16 protein-coding genes are annotated in these 16,032 nt (G+C 70.0%); 10 read left to right on the top strand and 6 right to left on the bottom strand.

Annotated features, from left to right (window positions below):
* Positions 1-164: 164 nt before the first annotated feature.
* Entirely contained in the window at positions 165-1,082 is a 918-nt protein-coding gene (locus ID574_RS54145) for an endonuclease/exonuclease/phosphatase family protein (protein WP_188196916.1), read from the bottom strand.
* Between the two features lie 101 nt (positions 1,083-1,183).
* Between ID574_RS54145 and ID574_RS54140 the strand changes: the two genes are divergently transcribed.
* Entirely contained in the window at positions 1,184-1,831 is a 648-nt protein-coding gene (locus ID574_RS54140) for a hypothetical protein (RefSeq protein ID WP_188196915.1), read from the top strand.
* Positions 1,832-1,868: 37 nt separating this feature from the next.
* Here the strand turns inward: ID574_RS54140 and ID574_RS54135 are convergent, their stop codons facing one another.
* Positions 1,869-2,273, bottom strand: coding sequence for an MFS transporter (locus tag ID574_RS54135; protein WP_223168066.1), 405 nt, complete (start codon positions 2,271-2,273; stop codon positions 1,869-1,871).
* 179 nt (positions 2,274-2,452) lie between these two features.
* Here ID574_RS54135 and ID574_RS54130 point away from each other — a divergent pair, with 179 nt between their 5' ends.
* Positions 2,453-2,863 (top strand): hypothetical protein, encoded by a 411-nt coding sequence (locus ID574_RS54130; protein WP_188196914.1) that lies wholly within the window; start codon positions 2,453-2,455, stop codon positions 2,861-2,863.
* A gap of 99 nt (positions 2,864-2,962) precedes the next feature.
* On the opposite strand, the gene ID574_RS54125 is transcribed toward ID574_RS54130, so the two are convergent.
* Positions 2,963-4,234, bottom strand: a complete 1,272-nt coding sequence (locus ID574_RS54125; RefSeq protein ID WP_188196913.1) for a cytochrome P450 family protein — start codon at positions 4,232-4,234, stop codon at positions 2,963-2,965.
* A 191-nt stretch (positions 4,235-4,425) separates the two neighbouring features.
* Here ID574_RS54125 and ID574_RS54120 point away from each other — a divergent pair, with 191 nt between their 5' ends.
* The 6 genes from ID574_RS54120 to chrA all read left to right on the top strand — a co-directional run bounded on the left by ID574_RS54120 (position 4,426) and on the right by chrA (position 9,761).
* On the top strand, positions 4,426-4,863 hold the full coding sequence (locus ID574_RS54120; protein WP_188196912.1) for a nuclear transport factor 2 family protein: 438 nt from the start codon (positions 4,426-4,428) through the stop codon (positions 4,861-4,863).
* A 333-nt stretch (positions 4,864-5,196) separates the two neighbouring features.
* On the top strand, positions 5,197-6,495 hold the full coding sequence (locus tag ID574_RS54115; RefSeq protein ID WP_223168078.1) for an MFS transporter: 1,299 nt from the start codon (positions 5,197-5,199) through the stop codon (positions 6,493-6,495).
* 454 nt (positions 6,496-6,949) lie between these two features.
* The gene (locus tag ID574_RS54110) at positions 6,950-7,204 is read left to right on the top strand and encodes a hypothetical protein (protein WP_223168065.1); all 255 of its coding nucleotides are present in this window, start codon (positions 6,950-6,952) and stop codon (positions 7,202-7,204) included.
* A 237-nt stretch (positions 7,205-7,441) separates the two neighbouring features.
* Complete coding sequence (locus ID574_RS54105; protein WP_188196910.1) at positions 7,442-7,927, top strand: Chromate resistance protein ChrB; 486 nt, start codon at positions 7,442-7,444, stop codon at positions 7,925-7,927.
* Complete coding sequence (locus ID574_RS54100; protein WP_188196909.1) at positions 7,924-8,355, top strand: chromate resistance protein ChrB domain-containing protein; 432 nt, start codon at positions 7,924-7,926, stop codon at positions 8,353-8,355. The genes ID574_RS54105 and ID574_RS54100 overlap by 4 nt, the downstream gene beginning before the upstream one ends.
* Entirely contained in the window at positions 8,352-9,761 is a 1,410-nt protein-coding gene (gene chrA / locus ID574_RS54095; RefSeq protein WP_188196908.1) for a chromate efflux transporter, read from the top strand. Before ID574_RS54100 ends, chrA begins: the two co-directional genes overlap by 4 nt.
* A 3-nt stretch (positions 9,762-9,764) precedes the next feature.
* Here chrA and ID574_RS54090 read toward each other — a convergent pair whose 3' ends face one another.
* The 3 genes from ID574_RS54090 to ID574_RS54080 are packed head-to-tail and all read right to left on the bottom strand — an operon-like array spanning position 9,765 to position 12,207.
* Positions 9,765-10,676: a M56 family metallopeptidase gene (locus tag ID574_RS54090; RefSeq protein ID WP_223168064.1), complete on the bottom strand. Its 912-nt coding sequence runs from the start codon at positions 10,674-10,676 to the stop codon at positions 9,765-9,767.
* On the bottom strand, positions 10,673-11,038 hold the full coding sequence (locus tag ID574_RS54085) for a BlaI/MecI/CopY family transcriptional regulator (protein ID WP_188196907.1): 366 nt from the start codon (positions 11,036-11,038) through the stop codon (positions 10,673-10,675). The genes ID574_RS54090 and ID574_RS54085 overlap by 4 nt, the downstream gene beginning before the upstream one ends.
* A complete protein-coding gene (locus ID574_RS54080) occupies positions 11,035-12,207 on the bottom strand; it encodes an MFS transporter (protein WP_188196906.1) in 1,173 nt (390 codons plus the stop codon). Before ID574_RS54080 ends, ID574_RS54085 begins: the two co-directional genes overlap by 4 nt.
* A 243-nt stretch (positions 12,208-12,450) precedes the next feature.
* Here ID574_RS54080 and ID574_RS54075 point away from each other — a divergent pair, with 243 nt between their 5' ends.
* Both ID574_RS54075 and ID574_RS54070 read left to right on the top strand, forming a co-directional pair.
* Complete coding sequence (locus tag ID574_RS54075; protein WP_188196905.1) at positions 12,451-15,357, top strand: ATP-binding protein; 2,907 nt, start codon at positions 12,451-12,453, stop codon at positions 15,355-15,357.
* A gap of 234 nt (positions 15,358-15,591) precedes the next feature.
* Positions 15,592-15,906 carry a helix-turn-helix domain-containing protein gene (locus tag ID574_RS54070; protein WP_223168063.1) on the top strand — a complete coding sequence of 105 codons (315 nt, stop codon included), beginning with the start codon at positions 15,592-15,594 and terminating at the stop codon, positions 15,904-15,906.
* Positions 15,907-16,032 lie beyond the last annotated feature (126 nt).

Genomic DNA, 16,032 nt, shown 5'->3' with positions numbered 1-16,032 from the left:
GGACCTCCGATCATCGCGTAATCACGGGTATAAGCCATTCCGGCGCCGCGCGGAAGTGATTCTTTCCAGATCTGGTCAGGAGAGCTGGATGATCGTTGTCAGACGGCGGAGCGCTGCGCCCGACGCGAGAGCGGGGGCCGCCTGCCGGGCGGTCGCGTCCGGGATCAGAGGCTGATGTGGGCGGCGATCGGTAGGTGATCGCTGCCTGTCCTGGGAAGCGATCGGATCTCGGTCACCGTCATCGCGCGGGTCAGGATCTGGTCGATGCGCGCCAGTGGGGCGCGGGCCGGCCAGCTGAAGGCGAAATCGCGAGGTGGCGCCGCCATCAGCGAGACCACCGGGTGCAGCCCCCGGTCGTCGACGGTGCTGTTGAGGTCGCCGAGCAGAAGGACGCGGTCGACCGGCTCGGCGGCCAGCACCGCGCCGAGCCGATGGGCACTCTCGTCCCGGCGCACGGAATCGAATCCTCCCAGACCGAACCGCACCGAGGGCAGGTGAGCGACGTAGAGCGCGATGTCGCCGTGCGGGGTGCGGGCGACCGCGCGCACCCCGCGGTTCCAGTCCAGGCCGACGTCGTGCGGGCGGATGTCCACCGGGGCCGCCTCGGCGAGGGGATAGCGGGACCAGAGCCCGACCGTGCCGTGCACCGTCCGATACGGGTACTCGGCGCTCAGCGCGGCGTCCCAGGCCGGCAGCGCCGCCGGCACGAGCTCCTCCAGGCCGATCACGTCCGGCCGGGCGGCGATCAGCGTGCGCGCGGTGCCGGCCGGGTCGGTGTTCTCGTCGCTGACGTTGTGCTGCACCGCGACCAGGCGATGCGGCTGGTCCCCGCGCGGCAACAGGTGCCCGCCGAACTGGGCGAACCAGGCGGCGGCCGGCACCAGCGCGGCCAGCGCGCCCAGCGCCGAGCGCCGCCACCAGGCCAGGCCGAGCAGCACCGGGACGACCAGCGCGAGCCACGGCAGGAACGTCTCGGCCAGACTGCCGAGGTGACCGATCCCGTTCGGCACGGACCGGGGGAAGGAGAGGACGACGGCGGTCAGCGCCGCGAGCGTGACCAGGACGATACGGAAGATCGGCACGGCGCGATCCTCGCAGGTTTCCGCCGCCCTACGTCATTTCGTACGCGCCTCGGCTCGCCGAGGAGCTGAAACCTTCGGCCGTCTCAGCCGTTGGAGCAGATATGGGCAGACTCGTCCTGGTTGCTACGGCGGTCGTACTCATCGGTGCTGCCGGCGGGAGCGCCGATTCCGCCGTCGCCACGTTGCAGCCCATCCGCGTGGCACCCGTGCACTCGATAGAGGAGCTCGCCGATCGCCTGCACGCCTACGAGTCGGACGACACGTCGCGGCCCCACAGGGCGTACAGCATCTTCGAGCTGTGCACGGGCCGGCCGAATCCGCCCGCCGAGCCTCGCGGTTTGCCGGTCCACGTCGCCCGGCTCGCCACCGACCCGCCGCTGGACATCCGTTTCATCCGGGCCCCCACCCCGGCGACCGCGCGTGACCTGATCGATGCCGCCACGCGAACCGCTCAGAGCTGCGCCGGCCCACCTGTCGAGGAGCTGGGCGCCGTCATGCACGGAGAGGTGGGCGTCGCGCCTTTCCGCTACGGCGGCTGGTCCGGTGTCCAGGTCGTGTCCAACGTACGCGCCAAGCGGCCGACCGCACTCCTGTACAAGCCGATCACGACGGGACGGGTCGCGGCGAGCCGTGGCTCCTGGATCGTCGACATCGAGTGGGAGGTGCGGGGAAGCTTCGGCTTCGCCCCGCGCAGCTGGACGACCCGGGGTCTGCGCGCTGCCGAATGGGCCTTGTCGCTGGTCGGTTGAGACGGCGGCTTCTTCCGGTACGGCGCCAGCCGGCTGATCAGCTCGATCCCTTGTCGACCTTGAGCCGCGAGGACAGGGATGGGCGCGTCGAGCAGCAGGCCCTGACTGACGCTTTCCGCCCGTGCTTGATGGAGTCCTCGAACTTTTCCAGGGTGACGCCGCGGGTCTCGGGGACCACCGAGTGGATGAAGACCCGAGCGAGCACGCCGAGGCCGGCGAAGATGAAGAACGTCGGCGCAATGCCCAGCGCCTGCACGACGGGCGGGAACCCGAACGCCACACCGGCGTTGGCCATCCAGAGGCCGAAGACGCACACTCCCACGGCGAAACTACGGATCTTGAGCGGGAAGATCTCTGCCAGCAGCAGCCACACCAGCGGCCCGATCGTGCCCTGCATCGCGAACACGAAGAGCACTCCTGGCCGGCCGCCGTACCGGGGCATTCGCTCACTTTCACTGAGCATCGCGACCGCAGCCCGTCGACGTGGACGAGGACGTCCCGGCACCCAGCGACGGTTGACCAGCTGGTTAACCAGCGGACAGGTCGAAACTTTACCCATTATTCGGATGACCGGTATGGTGACCTTCGGTAAAGATCCGTTTACCCTCGTGAGGTTGAAGCATGACCCGTAAGAAGCTCACATCCGTCCTGCTCGGCTCCGCTGCTGCGGCGGCGATGCTGCTGACCCCTGCAACGGCGGCCTCCGCACAGGCCGGCACCGTACAGGTGAAGGCAGCCGCCGCGTCGGCCCAGGCCGGGGTCGAGCGCGACAGCGTCAGGTGCTCCAAGCCCAGGAACAGGTGGGCCAACTACTCGTGGGGCGAGGGCACCACGACCGCGACCATCTACTTCAACAACCATTGCAACCACAAGGTCAGTGTGAAGATCACGTTCGTGAGGAAGGGCTCGGTCGGCGACAAGGCCGCCAAATACCGTTGCATGACGGTCAACGCCAACACCAAGGGCAAGAAGAAGTTCTACGCCGCCGTCTACAAGCCGTACTCCGTGACCCGCGTCGCGCGCTGCAGCTGAGCCGGCCTCTCGGAACCGCTCCCCGGATGCGGACATCAGGCGGGGGCGCGAGCGGCGGGAGACGCTGCTCGCCGCCGCCCGTCGCGTCACTCCGCCTACCTACGTGAAGTCGTGGGCCGGCTCTGATCTGCACGAGGTCCCGCCGGACACGTCCCGGGCGGGACCGAGAACCACCGGCAGCCTGACCGGCCCCTCGGTGATGATCGAGGAGTTGTAGACGATCTCGTCCGCCTCGACCGCCAGGCGCAACTCGGGGAACCTGCCGAACAACGAGGCCAGCGCGATGCGCATCTCGAGCCTGGCCAGCGGCGCGCCGAGGCAGAAGTGCGGACCGCGGCCGAGCGCCAGATGCATGTCCGGCTCCCGCGTGACGTCGAACCGCTCGGCGTCCCGGCCGAACCTGGCCGGATCCGTGCCCGCGCCGGCGAGGCCGACCATGATGGCCTCGCCGGCCGGAATCGTCACCCCGGCGAGCCGCACGTCGTGCCGCGGGTAGCGCAACATGATGCCGACCACCGAGGTGCGGCTGCGCAGCGTCTCCTCGACCACCTGCTCCCAGGCGATCTCCGTACCCGCCAGCGCGAGCTGCTTCGGGTCCGAGCACAGGGCGATGACGGCGTTGCCGATCAGGTGCACGGTGGTCTCGTGGCCTGCGATCAGCATCTGCCACAAGATCCACATCATCTCTTCCACGGAGAGGCGGTCGCCGTCGTCCTCTTGCGCGCGGATGAGCCCGGTGGTGAGGTCGTCGCCCGGTTGGCGGCGCTTGCGCTCGATGAAGGCGGCCAGGTAGCCGAGTATCCCGTTGTGTGCGGCGATGGACTCCTCCGGAGTGGCGGTGTGCGACAGCAGCACGTTGCCCCATTCGCGGATCTGGGGCCGCTCGTCCTCGGGAACGCCGAACAGTTCGCAGATCACCGTGAGCGGCAGCGGCGCGTTGAAGGAGCGCACGAGGTCAACCACGCCGCCTTCGGCGGCCATCCGGTCGAGCAACGTGTCCGCCATCTCCTGGATGCGCGGGGCCAGCCCCCGCACACGGCCCGGTGTGAAGGCGTGGTTGATGAGACTTCTCAGCCGACGATGGTCGGCGCCGTCCTTGGTCAGGAGGTGATCGCCCTCGAAGAGCTGGCGCAGCGGCCAGTCGGGGGGAATGCTGCCGTCGTGCAGGGCGGTGAAGTTCTTGGGGTCCTTGCTGTAGACGGTGCCGTCATTCGTGAGGACCTCGTTGACCATGTCGTACGAGGTCACCAGCCAGACGGGCACGTTGCCCGGCAATTCGACTCGCACGACCGGGCCGATCTCGTCGCGATAGCGGCGGATCGTCTGGGATGTTCGCTCGTTCGGGGCCGGCAGTTGGAGGGGGGTCTGCATCGGCAACTCCTGTGATGGGATGTCATTTTCACTGTGCGTGTGACATGCGAACACGCCAAGTAGCGAACGGTCTTACTGCTGAGCCGCTTTCATGTTCCAACCAGGCCACATTTGCACGGCCCCGTGCCAAGGCGGGGATGGCAAAACATTTGTCCAAGACACCGGCGCGCAGTGACGGTGACAGTGGGGTCATGAGCCACAGCATCATCCAGAACGCCTTCCGGGCGTTCGCCGGCAGCGACCCCGATCGGATCTCCGCGGTGCTCACCGAGGACGCCGAATGGCTGTCGCCCCCGGGGAACGCCACTGCCGTCGCGCTCGAGGTGACCAACCACATGGTGGGCAGGGAGGCGATCGTACGCTTCTTCGCCGAGGACTTCCCGCGCCTGTTCGTACGCGACGTCAGCGTCACCTTCCACGGGTCCCACACCGACGGCGAGCGGGTGACGGCGGAGGCGACCATGACGGCGACGCTCGCCAACGGCAACCACTACACCAACGACTACTGCTTCGTCTTCGAGCTGCGGGACGGGCTGATCCACCGGGCCCGCGAATACGTGGACACTGCCCGCGGGCACCGCATGATCTTCGGCGAAGTTCCACAGCAGCCACCCCCGACCTGGCCGTGATGCGCTCGCCCTCCCGCGAACCAGCCGGCCCCCTACGGGGAGCTCTACCTCACGGCCTCGGCTTCCGTTGGGTTGGCGGCCGAGACCCCGGCAGAAGAGGCGTGGATGGTCGGCCGCACAGTGCGGTGAAGACGTTCTCGGGTACGAACAGCGGCACCAGGAAACTGAGCACCTCCACCGGCTGTTGACCTTGGACAAATCGCCATAAACAATGGCAGCACGAAAGATCAACCGCGAGCACCGGACGAGCCCCCGCCGGCGCAGGGTTGTCGTGCGAACGGATGTCGGCGCGGCCACTCCGGTCCGACACTCAGCGAGGTCGTCTTGCCTGAAATGCCGGCGCCGACATCAAGATCATGGATACCGCGCGGGCATCCGCTGTCGTGGGCGACGCTCGCGGTGACCACCGGCGCGATCCTGATGACCGCCGTGGACGGCGGCATCCTGCCCGCTGTCCTCCCCGCCATCCAGGAGGAGTTCGAACTTAACTCCACGCAGGCGGGGCTGGTCAACTCGGTGTTCTTCGGCGGCCTGATCGTCGGCGCCCTGCTGTTCGGCTGGGTCTCCGACCGGATCGGCACCGGCTACCGGCGGACGTGGACGTGGAACATCGCGATGCTGCTCGCCATCCTGGGCGGCGCCCTGACGTTCGGACTGGCCGGCAGCTTCGTGGCGTTCCTGCTGCTGCGGATCCCGATGGGGATCAGCCGGGGCGGCTCCGAGCCGGTCAACGTGGCGCTGGTGAGCGAGTGGTGGCCCAAGGAGCACCGCGGCTTCGCCGTCGGCGTGCACCACACCGGATTCCCGCTCGGCCAGTTCCTCACCGGCGCCCTCATCGCCGCCGTGCTCGGGTTCGCCGGCTGGCGTGAGGCCTTCCTGCTCATCCCGCTCCTGGGGATCCCGATCATCGTGGCGCAGGCGCTCCTCGGCACCAGGCGCAACCAGGAGAAGGTGTACGACTGGATCGACCGCAGCGGCCTCACCCGCCCGCTGCCCGAGCTGTCCACCCGGCTGCCCGGCGGCATGCTCTCCCCGGTCAAGCAGGCGCTGAGCAACGCCAACGTGCGGTGGTCGGTTGTATTGATCTTCCTGTTCCTGTGGGCCGAGGCGGGTGCGGTGACGTTCCTGGCGGTGCAGCTCACCCAGCACGGCATGGGGTTCGCCGAGGCCGCCTTCCTGTCGGGGGTCTCCGGGCTGACGGGGTGGCTCGGGCAGGTGGTCTGGGGCATGTGGTCGGATCACGCCGGCCGCAAGTTCGCCATCCGCTTCCTGGTGATCGGGTGGGCTCTGACCCTGCTGGCCATGATCTTCATCACCAGCGTGGCGACCGCGTGGATCATCCTGCTCGCGTGGGGACTCTTCCGTAATGCGCCGTTCCCCGTCACGTACGCGTTGCTCATCGACTCCGTGCCGAGGGCGGCCGGCACGGCGATGGGCATCATGATCGGGATCGCTCTGGGGGTGTCCGGCGTGCTCGCGGCGGCGGTGTCGGGTTGGATCATCGATCAGTACGGGTTCACCGTGCACTACACCGTGCTCGCCGCGATCTGCCTGCTCGGCCTGCTCCCTCTGTCCCGGATGACCGAGACCGTGGGGAGGCGCGCACCGATGGCGGCCGAGCAACAGGCGTGAGGCCGGCACTGATCGAGCCAGGCGCACGCTTGAGTGTTCCCGAACCGCAGCCATCCACGTCCTTCCGGGACCGGTCCCGTCGGCGATGTGGAAGGTTGTGTGAAGATGACGAGCGAGCACGGGTCCACGCCGTCCGAGGAGGGTCACGAACCGCCTCGGCCCAACAGCCGGGATACGCCACGTCCGTGGTCGTGACCCTCTCGGCCAGGACGCGATCGCGAACTGGACGCCTCTGCCAACTCCGCCCCTGACTGTGAAGATCGCTTCGACGCTGTGGATCTGCCTTGGGTCGGTGCCGGCCATCGGCACGATTTTCTATTTCGTACATCCGCGAGCGGTCCCTCAGAGCACAGGTGCGCTGGGCAGCAGCGCCCGCTGTCCCATGGCGGGGGCCGGCTGCACTGGTCCTCCCGCCTGTCGCCGCGCGGCTCGCCCGCCGACGGGCACGGCCGCTGTGACAACCGCCCTGTTCGCCTGCACCGTCACCGCGCTCATCCTGCAGGTCGCCGACCATCCTGCCGCTCTTCTCGCCGCGGCTGGAGTCATCCGGCTGTGTCTCGGCCTGACCGAAGGCGTCCCAGACGGGCAGGCACTCAAGTACGTGCCCTACCGGCGCGGAGGCGCGGGCGCAGCACTGTTCAGCGCGACGAGGATGAGCTTGGAAACACTCGTCCTGGCGGCTGTCACCGTCCCCTCCCACGACACATAGTCCCGGAATGTCCTCAGAGTCGTCCTGGGCGGCCGGATGCAACCTGGCGGCCCTACCGCTGGCCGCCGGTGCGCCGTCCTGGGCCGGGATCGGAGCTCAGCCCGGCCTCCTCGCGTCGAGGTGCGAGGCGCAATGCGGGGTCGAGAAGCCGACTCGAGGAATTCCCGCCTGCGCTTACCCTTGAACTTTACAGGCAACGGTGGTTACAGTAACCATGGTTGCAGATAGGAGGGTGCCATGGATCCGGTGGCGGGTACGGCGGGGCAGTGGGTGCTGTTGGCGTACCGCATCCCGCGCCAGCCGTCGACGTTGCGGATCACGATCTGGCGCAAGCTGGACCGGCTCGGCGCGGCGCGGCTGGGCGACGGGCTGGTGGCGTTGCCAGCCGATGCCCGGACGCGTGAGCAGTTGGAGTGGGTCGCTGAGGAGATCGGCGAGATGGGCGGCAGCTCCACCGTCTGGCTGGCCGTACCCGGCAGCGTGTCGCAGGAGAAGGCCATCGCCGCGGAGATGCGGCGGGCGCGGGCGGCCGAGTATCGCGCGGTCGTCGACCAGGCGGAGGAAGCGGCGCGGGCCCGGCCCGGGGAGCGCAGCCGGGTGGCGAAAAGACTGCAGGCCGAACTACGCAGGATCGGCCGCCGCGACTACTTCCCGCCCGCCGAGCGGGAGGCCGCGCAGCAGGCCGTGCGCGTTCTGGCGCAGGTGACGGAGGGTGCCGGATGAAGTGGGTCACGCGCGCTGGAGTGCACATCGATCGGGCGGCATGCGCCTGGTTGATCCGCCGCCATATCGATCCTGAGCCGGAGTTCGTGTTCGTCGACGACCCGGTTTCGGCGCCCGCCGACGCGACCCCGTTCGACATGCGCGGGGCGGAGCTGTCGCATCACGGCGGCGACTGCAGCTTCGAGACCATCCTGCGGCGCTACGGTCTCGACGATCCGGTGTTGTGGAAGCTGGCCGAGATCGTGCACGAGGCCGACATCGACGACGAGCGGTTCGACGCGCCCGAGGCGCGTGGGCTGGACATGGTCCTGCGAGGGCTGTCGATGACGTGCGACGACGCCGGCGTTCTGGCGATCACCGGGCCCGTCTTCGACGGCCTGTACGAGTTCTACAAGCGTGCGCTGCTGCTGGGTCGTGAGCCGGCATGACGCAGGACGCTTCCCAGGACGCCATCCGCTCGACCCCTGATGACGAGGTGCCCGTGAACACAGATGTGCGTCAAGATGTGATCCCGTTCCGGCAGGCCGTGCGCGCCTGGTTCCTGATCTCGTTGCAGACCTTCGGCGGTCCCGCCGGGCAGATCGCCGTCATGCAGCGCACCCTCGTAGAGGAGAAGCGGTGGATCGGCCAGCAGCGCTTCAACCATGCCCTGAACTACTGCATGCTGCTGCCCGGGCCTGAGGCGCAGCAGTTGGCGATCTATGTCGGCTGGCTGCTGAACGGCACTCGGGGCGGTTTGGTGGCGGGCACGCTGTTCGTCCTGCCGGGCATGCTGGCGTTGCTGGTCCTGTCGGCGGTGTACATCCTGTGGCAGGACACCACGCCGGTCACCGCGCTGTTCGCCGGGATCGCCCCGGCGGTGCTGGCCATCGTCGCGCAGGCGGTCATCCGGGTCGCCAAGCGGTCTCTGATCCACCCGGTGTTCGTGGCCGTCGCGGTGGCCGCCTTCGTTGCGCTCGCGCTGTTCGGCGTGCCGTTCCCCGTCGTCGTGGCCGTTGCCGCGCTCGTCGGCTGGACCGTGCACAGGCTGGCTCCGCACGTCGTCAAGAGCGGAAACGAGCATGGTGGCGATGGCGGGCCCGCGCCGCTGATCTCTGATGACGCGCTCCACCACGCCCAGCCGAGCTGGCGTTCCGCGGGGAAGATTCTCGCCGTCGGGCTGGCCACGTGGTGGGTGCCAGTGGCCGCCGTCGCCTTGTTCCTGGGCACCGACAGCGTCTTCACCACCCAAGGACTGTTCTTCTCCGGCACCGCGCTGGTCACCTTCGGCGGCGCGTACGCGGTGCTCGCCTTCGTCGCCCAGCGCGCCGTGGAGACCTACGCCTGGCTCACCCCGGGCGAGATGGTCCGCGGGCTGGCCCTGGCCGAGACCACCCCAGGCCCGCTCATCATGGTGGTGCAGTTCGTCGCCTTCCTCGGCGCCTACCGCGATCCCGGCGCCCTCACCCCATGGGCCGGCGCGCTGCTAGGGGCGCTGCTGACCACGTGGGTGACCTTCGTGCCCTGCTTCCTGTTCATCTTCCTCGGCGCCCCGTACGTGGAGCGGTTGCGTCACAACACGGCCATCAGCGCCGCGCTCACCGGGATCACCGCCGCGGTCGTCGGCGTCATCGCCAACCTGGCGCTCTACTTCGCCGAGCACACGCTCTTCGCCAAGACCTTCACCTGGGCCTGGGGCCCGTTCAGCGCCCAGCTGCCCGAGCCGCAGACGGTAAGCCCGATCGCCCTCGGGATCACGGCCGCGGCCCTGGTCATGACGTTCGTTCTACGGTGGCCCATGCTCCGCGTCCTGGCCGTCTGCGCAGCCCTCGGCTTGGCCACGGTGCTGCTGTAGGCGTCACAAGGGGAGGAGGAAGAGGCTGAGCGGGGTGCTGGCCACGGTCAGGGCGACGGTCAGGAGCATGACGCGTATCGGCCATGGCGTACGAGATGGCATGGTCAGGCGGGCGATGCGGGCGTCGAGGTCGTGACCGGCTCCGCCGAGCGTGCCGGGAGGCGAGGCGATGCGGTCGCACGTGCGGAAGCGGTGGAGCGCCGTCGCCAGGGTCCGGCGGTCGTGCTCGCGGGCCGCGCGGTCGTCGGCGCGCATCTCGACCAGCAGTGCCACCGCGTCCAGCATGGCGCGGACGTGGCGGCTGGCGGGAAAGGCGCGATGCAGGGCGGCGAACGGGAGGATCACCAGGTCGTGGCGCTCGTGGGCGTGCGCGCGTTCGTGGGCCAGCACCGCGCGCAGCTCCTGATCGGTGAGCAGGTCCAGACTGCCGGTGCTGATCACGATCGCGGCCTTCCGCCCGGGCACGCAGTACGCGGCCACCGCCGGATGCGCCACCACCAGGGCTTCCTGGAGCTCGGGATGGGGATGGGCGATCAAGCCGAGCAGCGACCGCTGCCGGCGCCGCAGGGTCGCGACGGAACACGCGCTGCGGGCGAAGACGGCCACGATCCAGACGGTCACCGCGATGCCGCAGGCCGTGAGGAGAAGATGGAAGGCGGTGATCCCGGTCGGCAGGTCACCGCGTGCCAGGTCGTGCCCGAAGCTGACGACAGCGGGGACGATGCCGAGCCGGTAGGGCGCCAGGCCGATGGCGAGCGCCGTGCCGATCACCGACAGGACGAGGGTCAGGCCGACCGCCTGCCAGATCAGCAGCGAGGTGCGGGGCGTCCTCCAGGTGAGCCGCGAGCGCGACATGGCCGCCATGGACGAGACGGCCGCCAGGAGGGTGAGCACGTGGTGGGCGGCATAGGTCACAACGGCTCCTCGCCGTGGGGGAGGGCTTGGCGCAGCGCTTCGGCTTCTTCCGGGCTGACCGAGCGGGCGAAGTGGCTGAGCGCGGCGATGCGGTCGCCGGTCTCGCTGAGCGCCGAGAGCATCAGCTCCGCGACGTACGCCTCCCGGCCGGCCGCGGGCCGGTAGCGCCAGGTGCGGCCGTCGTCGTCGCGTTCGCGGCGAATGAACTCCTTGCGGACGAGCCGGTTCATGACGGTCATCACCGTGGTGTAGGCGAGGTTCCGGTCGCTGAGCCGGTTGACGACCTCGCGCACGGTCAGCCAGGCGTCGGTGCTCCACAGCACTTCCATGATCGAGCGTTCCAGCTCGCCGAGGCTGTTCACGCCCCCTCCTCACGTCCTGCGGGCTCCGGGGCGGGTACGGCGAGCACGGCCGCGACCGCCAGCGCCGCCGATGCCGCCCCGACCAGGTACGGTAGCGCCGTCCCGAGGTCGAACAGTAACCCGGCCGCGGCCGGTCCGACGATCCTCGCCGCGGCCCCCGCGGACTGCCCCGTGCCCAGCCGCGCCCCACGCTGCTCCGGCGGTCCGGCGGACGCCAGCAGGCTGGAGACGGCCGGGGTGAGCAGGCCGTGCCCGGCGGCCAGCACGCAGACGGCGGCCAGGCACTGCCACCAGGTCGCGGCCAGCGGGATCGCCACCATGCAGGCGGCCATCGTCACCGCGCCGATCGCCGCGACCCGCGCGTCACCCCAGCGACGGGCCAGCCACGCCACCAGCCCCGCCTGAACGGCGGCCATCGCCAGCCCGGCCGCCGCGAGCGCCAGGCCGATCGAGGTGGCATCCCAGCCGTACCGATCGCGGCCGAGGAACGCCAGCGTGGTCTCCATCCCGACGAAGGCGGCCATCGCCAGGAACCCGGTGCCGGCCAGCAGCGCCACCGGCCTGCGCATCCCCTCGTCATGGCCGGGACCGGACGCCTCTCGACGGTCCGGCGCCGTCCGAGGGCCATCCGGCTCGGGCAGCCAGGCGAGGGCGGCGGCGAGGTTCACCGCCGCCAGCCCCGCCGCCGCGTACGCGCAGGCCGCGAACCCCAGCGGCGCCAGCGCGCCGCCGAGTGCCGGCCCGATCACGAACGCCATCCCGATGGCGGCCCCCATCCGCGCCATCGCTCCGGTACGCCGCTCCTCGGGCACCGCATCGGCCAGGTACGCCTGCGCCACCGAGATGCTCCCGCCGCACGCCCCGGCGAGCAGCCGGCAGACCAGCAGCCACGCCAGGGAGGCGGCCAGGCCGGTGAGCGCCATCGACACCGCCGACCCGGCGAGCGCGAGCAGCACCAGGGGCCGCCGGCCGTACCGGTCGGACAACCTGCCGAGCACCGGAGCGGCGGCGAGCTGCGCCACCGAGTAGGCGCTCATCAACGCCCCGAACCACAGTCCGGTGGCTCCGAGGCCGGCGGCGTAGAACGGCAGCGCGGGCAGGATCAGCGTGAAGCCGAGCAGGTCAACGAAGACTGTGGCCGAGACGACGACCTGCGCCGAGCGCCGCATCACGTCCCCTTCTCATGCTGCCGCTACTACAGCGTGTAATGCTACAGCGTGTAGTAGACAGATCCCTCAGAAATATGCGACAAACGCTGATGAACGAACTCACGGCCTCGTGGAGCGACTTCCCTTTTGGTCAATTCGTCCCCCAGCACCTTCTCTGTTGAGAGAATGTGACGCACGGGGCCAAACGGCGGGGACATCGGGGAAATGACGACGAGTGCGCAGGGGGCCAGTCATGGATCCCCGATGCCGCCGATGTGGCGGGGGAACGCGACGACGTCCTCCCACCGCCCGGCACACCTGGTCGGACGCGAACCGGAGCTGGCGGTGCTGCGCGATGCCATCGCGCAGCTGCGAGCCGGCACCGGCGGCGTGGTCCTGGTCGAGGGTGAGCCCGGCATCGGCAAGTCGTCGCTGGCCGCCGCTGCTGCCGCCGCCGGTCAGGAGTCCGGCTGCACGGTGCTGACAAGTGCCGCCGATCAGGTCGCGCACCCGCTTCCGCTGCGGTTGCTGTTCGACTGCCTGGAGATCACACAGCGCACGTCCGATCCCCGCCGCGCCGAGATCGCGCGCTTCGCACGAGCCGGGGGGCCCGACGACTTCCTGAGCAACGCCGTCCACGCCACGGTCGCCGAGATGCTCATCACCTTGGTCGACGAGGTGTGCGCGGGCTCGCCGACCATGATGGTGCTCGACGATGTGCAGTGGGCCGACGAAGGCTCTCTGGACGTGTGCCGGCGCCTGGGCTCTACCGCGGTCCAGCTGCCGTTGCTGCTGGTCCTGCCCTTCCGGCCGGTTCCTCGCGAGCCGGGCATGCGGCGGCTGCGCGCCGCGCTGCGCGGCCGAGGCACGAGAACGATCTCGCTGGGGCCGCTGGATCCGGACGCGATCCACGCCCTGGTATCCGACATCGCCGGTGCGGAGCCGGGCCCTGCGCTGATCCGGCTTGCCGCCCAGGCGAGCGGCAATCCGCTGTACGTGCGGGAGCTGGTCGAGTCCCTGGTGCGTGAAGGCGAGGTGACCGTCGGCGCCCGTGCCGAGCTGCGGGAGCCCTCGTTGAGCACCGTCCCGAGGTCGTTGGCTGCGGCGTTGGACAACCGGCTGAGCTTCGTCCGGGCCGGCGCGCTCGACATGCTGCGGGTGGCCGCGCTGCTCGGCGGGGAGTTCGCGGTCACCGAGCTGGCAGCACTGCTGGGCCGGTCCGTCATCGACGTCTCCCCTGATCTCCAGGAGGCGATGGCGGCGGGGATCCTGGTCGATGCCGGTCAGCGGATGAGATTCCGGCATCCACTCATCCGCCAGGCGCTCTACGACGGCATGCCGACGGCGCTCCGCGTCGCGCTGCACCGGGACGCGGCCCAGAAACTGCACGACATCGGCGGTGCCGAGCCTCAACGGGTGGCGCAACAGCTCTTGGCGGCAGGCTTCGCCGGCGACCGCTGGTCTCGCCGCTGGCTCGCCGACACCGCGCCGACACTGGCGGTCCGGGCTCCGCACCTCGCGACCGAGCTGCTGCGACGGGAGTTGGACCACGGGGTCGCCGACGAGCCTGACCGTGCCGCCTTGAGCGCGGCTCTCGCCCACATCCTGGTCGGCACGGGGGAGCACGAGGAGGCCGCGACCCACGCCCGGCAGGCTCTTGCGGTGACGACGGAGCCTGCCGACCGAGGGGGGATGTACTGGACGCTGGCTCGCGCGCTGTTCAGTGGCGGTCACAACCACGCGGCCGTCGCGACCATCGAAGAGGCGTTGGAGCAGCCCGATCTGCCCACCGCCTGGCGTGCCCGGCTGCTCGCCTCACTGGCGATGTTCCAGCGGGCGGGATCGGGCGCGCTGGAGGCCGCGGACTCCACCGCCCGCCGCGCATTGGAGATGGGGGAGACCGCCGGGGACACGTTCGCCATCGCGTACGCGCTCACCGATCTGTGGCTCAACCACTCCGTACAGCGGCGGCATCTGTCCGCGCTGGAATTCGTGGACCGGGCGCTGGAGACGCTGAACAGCGCCGGCGACCACGCGGACCTGCGGGCGTACGCGCTGCATGCCAGGATCTTCAACCTGCAGAACCTGGCCCGGTGGTCGGATGCCGAGGCGGCCCTTCGTCAGGCGCGGCAGTTCCTGCACGACGCCGATCGAGCCGATGACGCCATGTCCAGCATCACCGCCGCGGTCCTCATGTACTGGCGGGGCCGGTGGGATGACGCGCTGGCGGAGCTCGGCTCGGTCGACCAGAGCGTCTCCGCGATAACGTACCGGGGGCTGCGCGAGCGTGGCCCCGTGTGGCTGTGGCACGGCTTGGCCGCCCTCATCGCCGTCCGCCGGGACGAGCGCGCCGAGGCCGACGCGCATCTGCGGGCAGGGCTGCGCCGGCCACCTGTCACGGTCGCCGATCGGGAGAACACCGACTTCCTGATGTTCGCGCAGACGCTCGCCGCCGAGCAGGACGGGGACCGGCACCTCGCGCTGTCGCACCTCGGCGGTCTTCTCGACCGGCGGCCCGGCGAAATGACGCTGATCCACCAGTGGCTGCCGACGTACGTCCGCCTGGCACTCTCCGTGGACGATCGAACGGCCGCCGCGGCCGCGCTGGAGGCCTGCCGGGCCGAGGCCGCCGCCGAGCAGGTCCCGGCTCGGGCCACGGCGGCCGCCGCCTGGTGCACAGGACTGTACGAGGGCGACCCGGCGCCGTTGCGATCAGCGGTGGACCACTACCGCGCCGTCGGCGTACCGGTGGAGCTGGCGGGGGCGTTGGAGGACCTCGCCGTCGCCCTCGCCGAGCAGGGGGACACGGCCGAGTCCAAGGAGGTCGTGGGGGAAGCGCTCGACGTCTACGGCGGGTTCGGCGCGGTCTGGGACATCCGCAGGGCCGAGGCGCGCCTGCGCCGGTACGGGATCCGCCGCGGCGTGCGCGGCGCCCGCGTCAAGCGGGCGGCGCACGGCTGGGACGCCCTGACCCCGACCGAGCACAAGATCGCCCTACTGGTGGCGGCCGGCCGCTCCACGTCCGACATCGCACAGAGCATGTTCCTCACTCGCCGCACCACACAGACGCACATCTCACGCATCCTCGCCAAGCTCGGGATACGCAGCCGGGTGGAGATCGCCCGGGAGGCGTTCAGCCGCGACCCCGAGGCCATTCCCGGCGACCTCTGACGCCGACCGCTGTCATTTGACAGATGTCTCGCGGCCTCGGACATCGGAGACTGGGGCGTACCGACCATCCGACCGGTCTTCTGCCGGTTCGTCACCCCGGCGGAAGCGGAGCAAGCCATGTCGTACGTCCAGGCCGCCACCGAGAGCGGTGCCGACACCACGCGCCTCCACCGGAACGGCGTCCGGTCGATGACACACCCTCTGCCGGACCAGCGAACGGGCCAAGGACCCGATGTGATCGAGAAGTCTGACTATCGATGGCACCTGCGCAAAGTCATGGCCAGCCGCGGCCTGTACGCCACCACGGACCTGCGGCCGCTCCTGGCCGAACGGGGGCTCGAACTGTCGCCCAGCCAGGTCTACCGACTGGTCGCCGAGCGGCCCGTGCGCCTGAACCTCCACGTGCTCATGGCCCTGATCGACATCCTGGACTGCACGATCGACGACCTCATCGAACGGGTGCCGGGCACGCGAGGCCGCCGCACGGCCGACGCCACGGCGGTCAGACGCCGCGGCACCGAGGTCGGATCCGGGCCGCAGGCGCCCTAGCTAGTGTCATACGCCTGAAATCCGTCGGTTAAGTTCATATGCTGGCGGACATGGCGCATTCAGGACCGACGGCAGTGGAGATCCATCTGACTGAGGCTGAGCGGGCTCGGCTGATCGGCATGTCCG

The organism is Nonomuraea sp. SYSU D8015 (assembly GCF_008065375.1).
Taxonomy (GTDB): Bacteria; Actinomycetota; Actinomycetes; order Streptosporangiales; family Streptosporangiaceae; genus Nonomuraea.
The sequence above is the reverse complement of the archived record's forward strand: the minus strand, read 5'-3'. Positions and strand labels throughout refer to the sequence as shown.

Bases quoted from the DNA above. Each gene is read 5' to 3' on its own strand.
- ID574_RS54115 (WP_223168078.1), top strand. From the start codon at position 5,197: ATGCCGGCGCCGACATCAAGATCATGGATACCGCGCGGGCATCCGCTG.
- ID574_RS54130 (WP_188196914.1), top strand. From the start codon at position 2,453: ATGACCCGTAAGAAGCTCACATCCGTCCTGCTCGGCTCCGCTGCTGCG.
- ID574_RS54105 (WP_188196910.1), top strand. From the start codon at position 7,442: ATGGATCCGGTGGCGGGTACGGCGGGGCAGTGGGTGCTGTTGGCGTAC.
- ID574_RS54075 (WP_188196905.1), top strand. From the start codon at position 12,451: ATGCCGCCGATGTGGCGGGGGAACGCGACGACGTCCTCCCACCGCCCG.
- ID574_RS54125 (WP_188196913.1), bottom strand. From the start codon at position 4,234: ATGCAGACCCCCCTCCAACTGCCGGCCCCGAACGAGCGAACATCCCAG.
- ID574_RS54135 (WP_223168066.1), bottom strand. From the start codon at position 2,273: ATGCCCCGGTACGGCGGCCGGCCAGGAGTGCTCTTCGTGTTCGCGATG.
- ID574_RS54100 (WP_188196909.1), top strand. From the start codon at position 7,924: ATGAAGTGGGTCACGCGCGCTGGAGTGCACATCGATCGGGCGGCATGC.
- ID574_RS54140 (WP_188196915.1), top strand. From the start codon at position 1,184: ATGGGCAGACTCGTCCTGGTTGCTACGGCGGTCGTACTCATCGGTGCT.
- ID574_RS54080 (WP_188196906.1), bottom strand. From the start codon at position 12,207: ATGCGGCGCTCGGCGCAGGTCGTCGTCTCGGCCACAGTCTTCGTTGAC.
- chrA (WP_188196908.1), top strand. From the start codon at position 8,352: ATGACGCAGGACGCTTCCCAGGACGCCATCCGCTCGACCCCTGATGAC.
- ID574_RS54120 (WP_188196912.1), top strand. From the start codon at position 4,426: ATGAGCCACAGCATCATCCAGAACGCCTTCCGGGCGTTCGCCGGCAGC.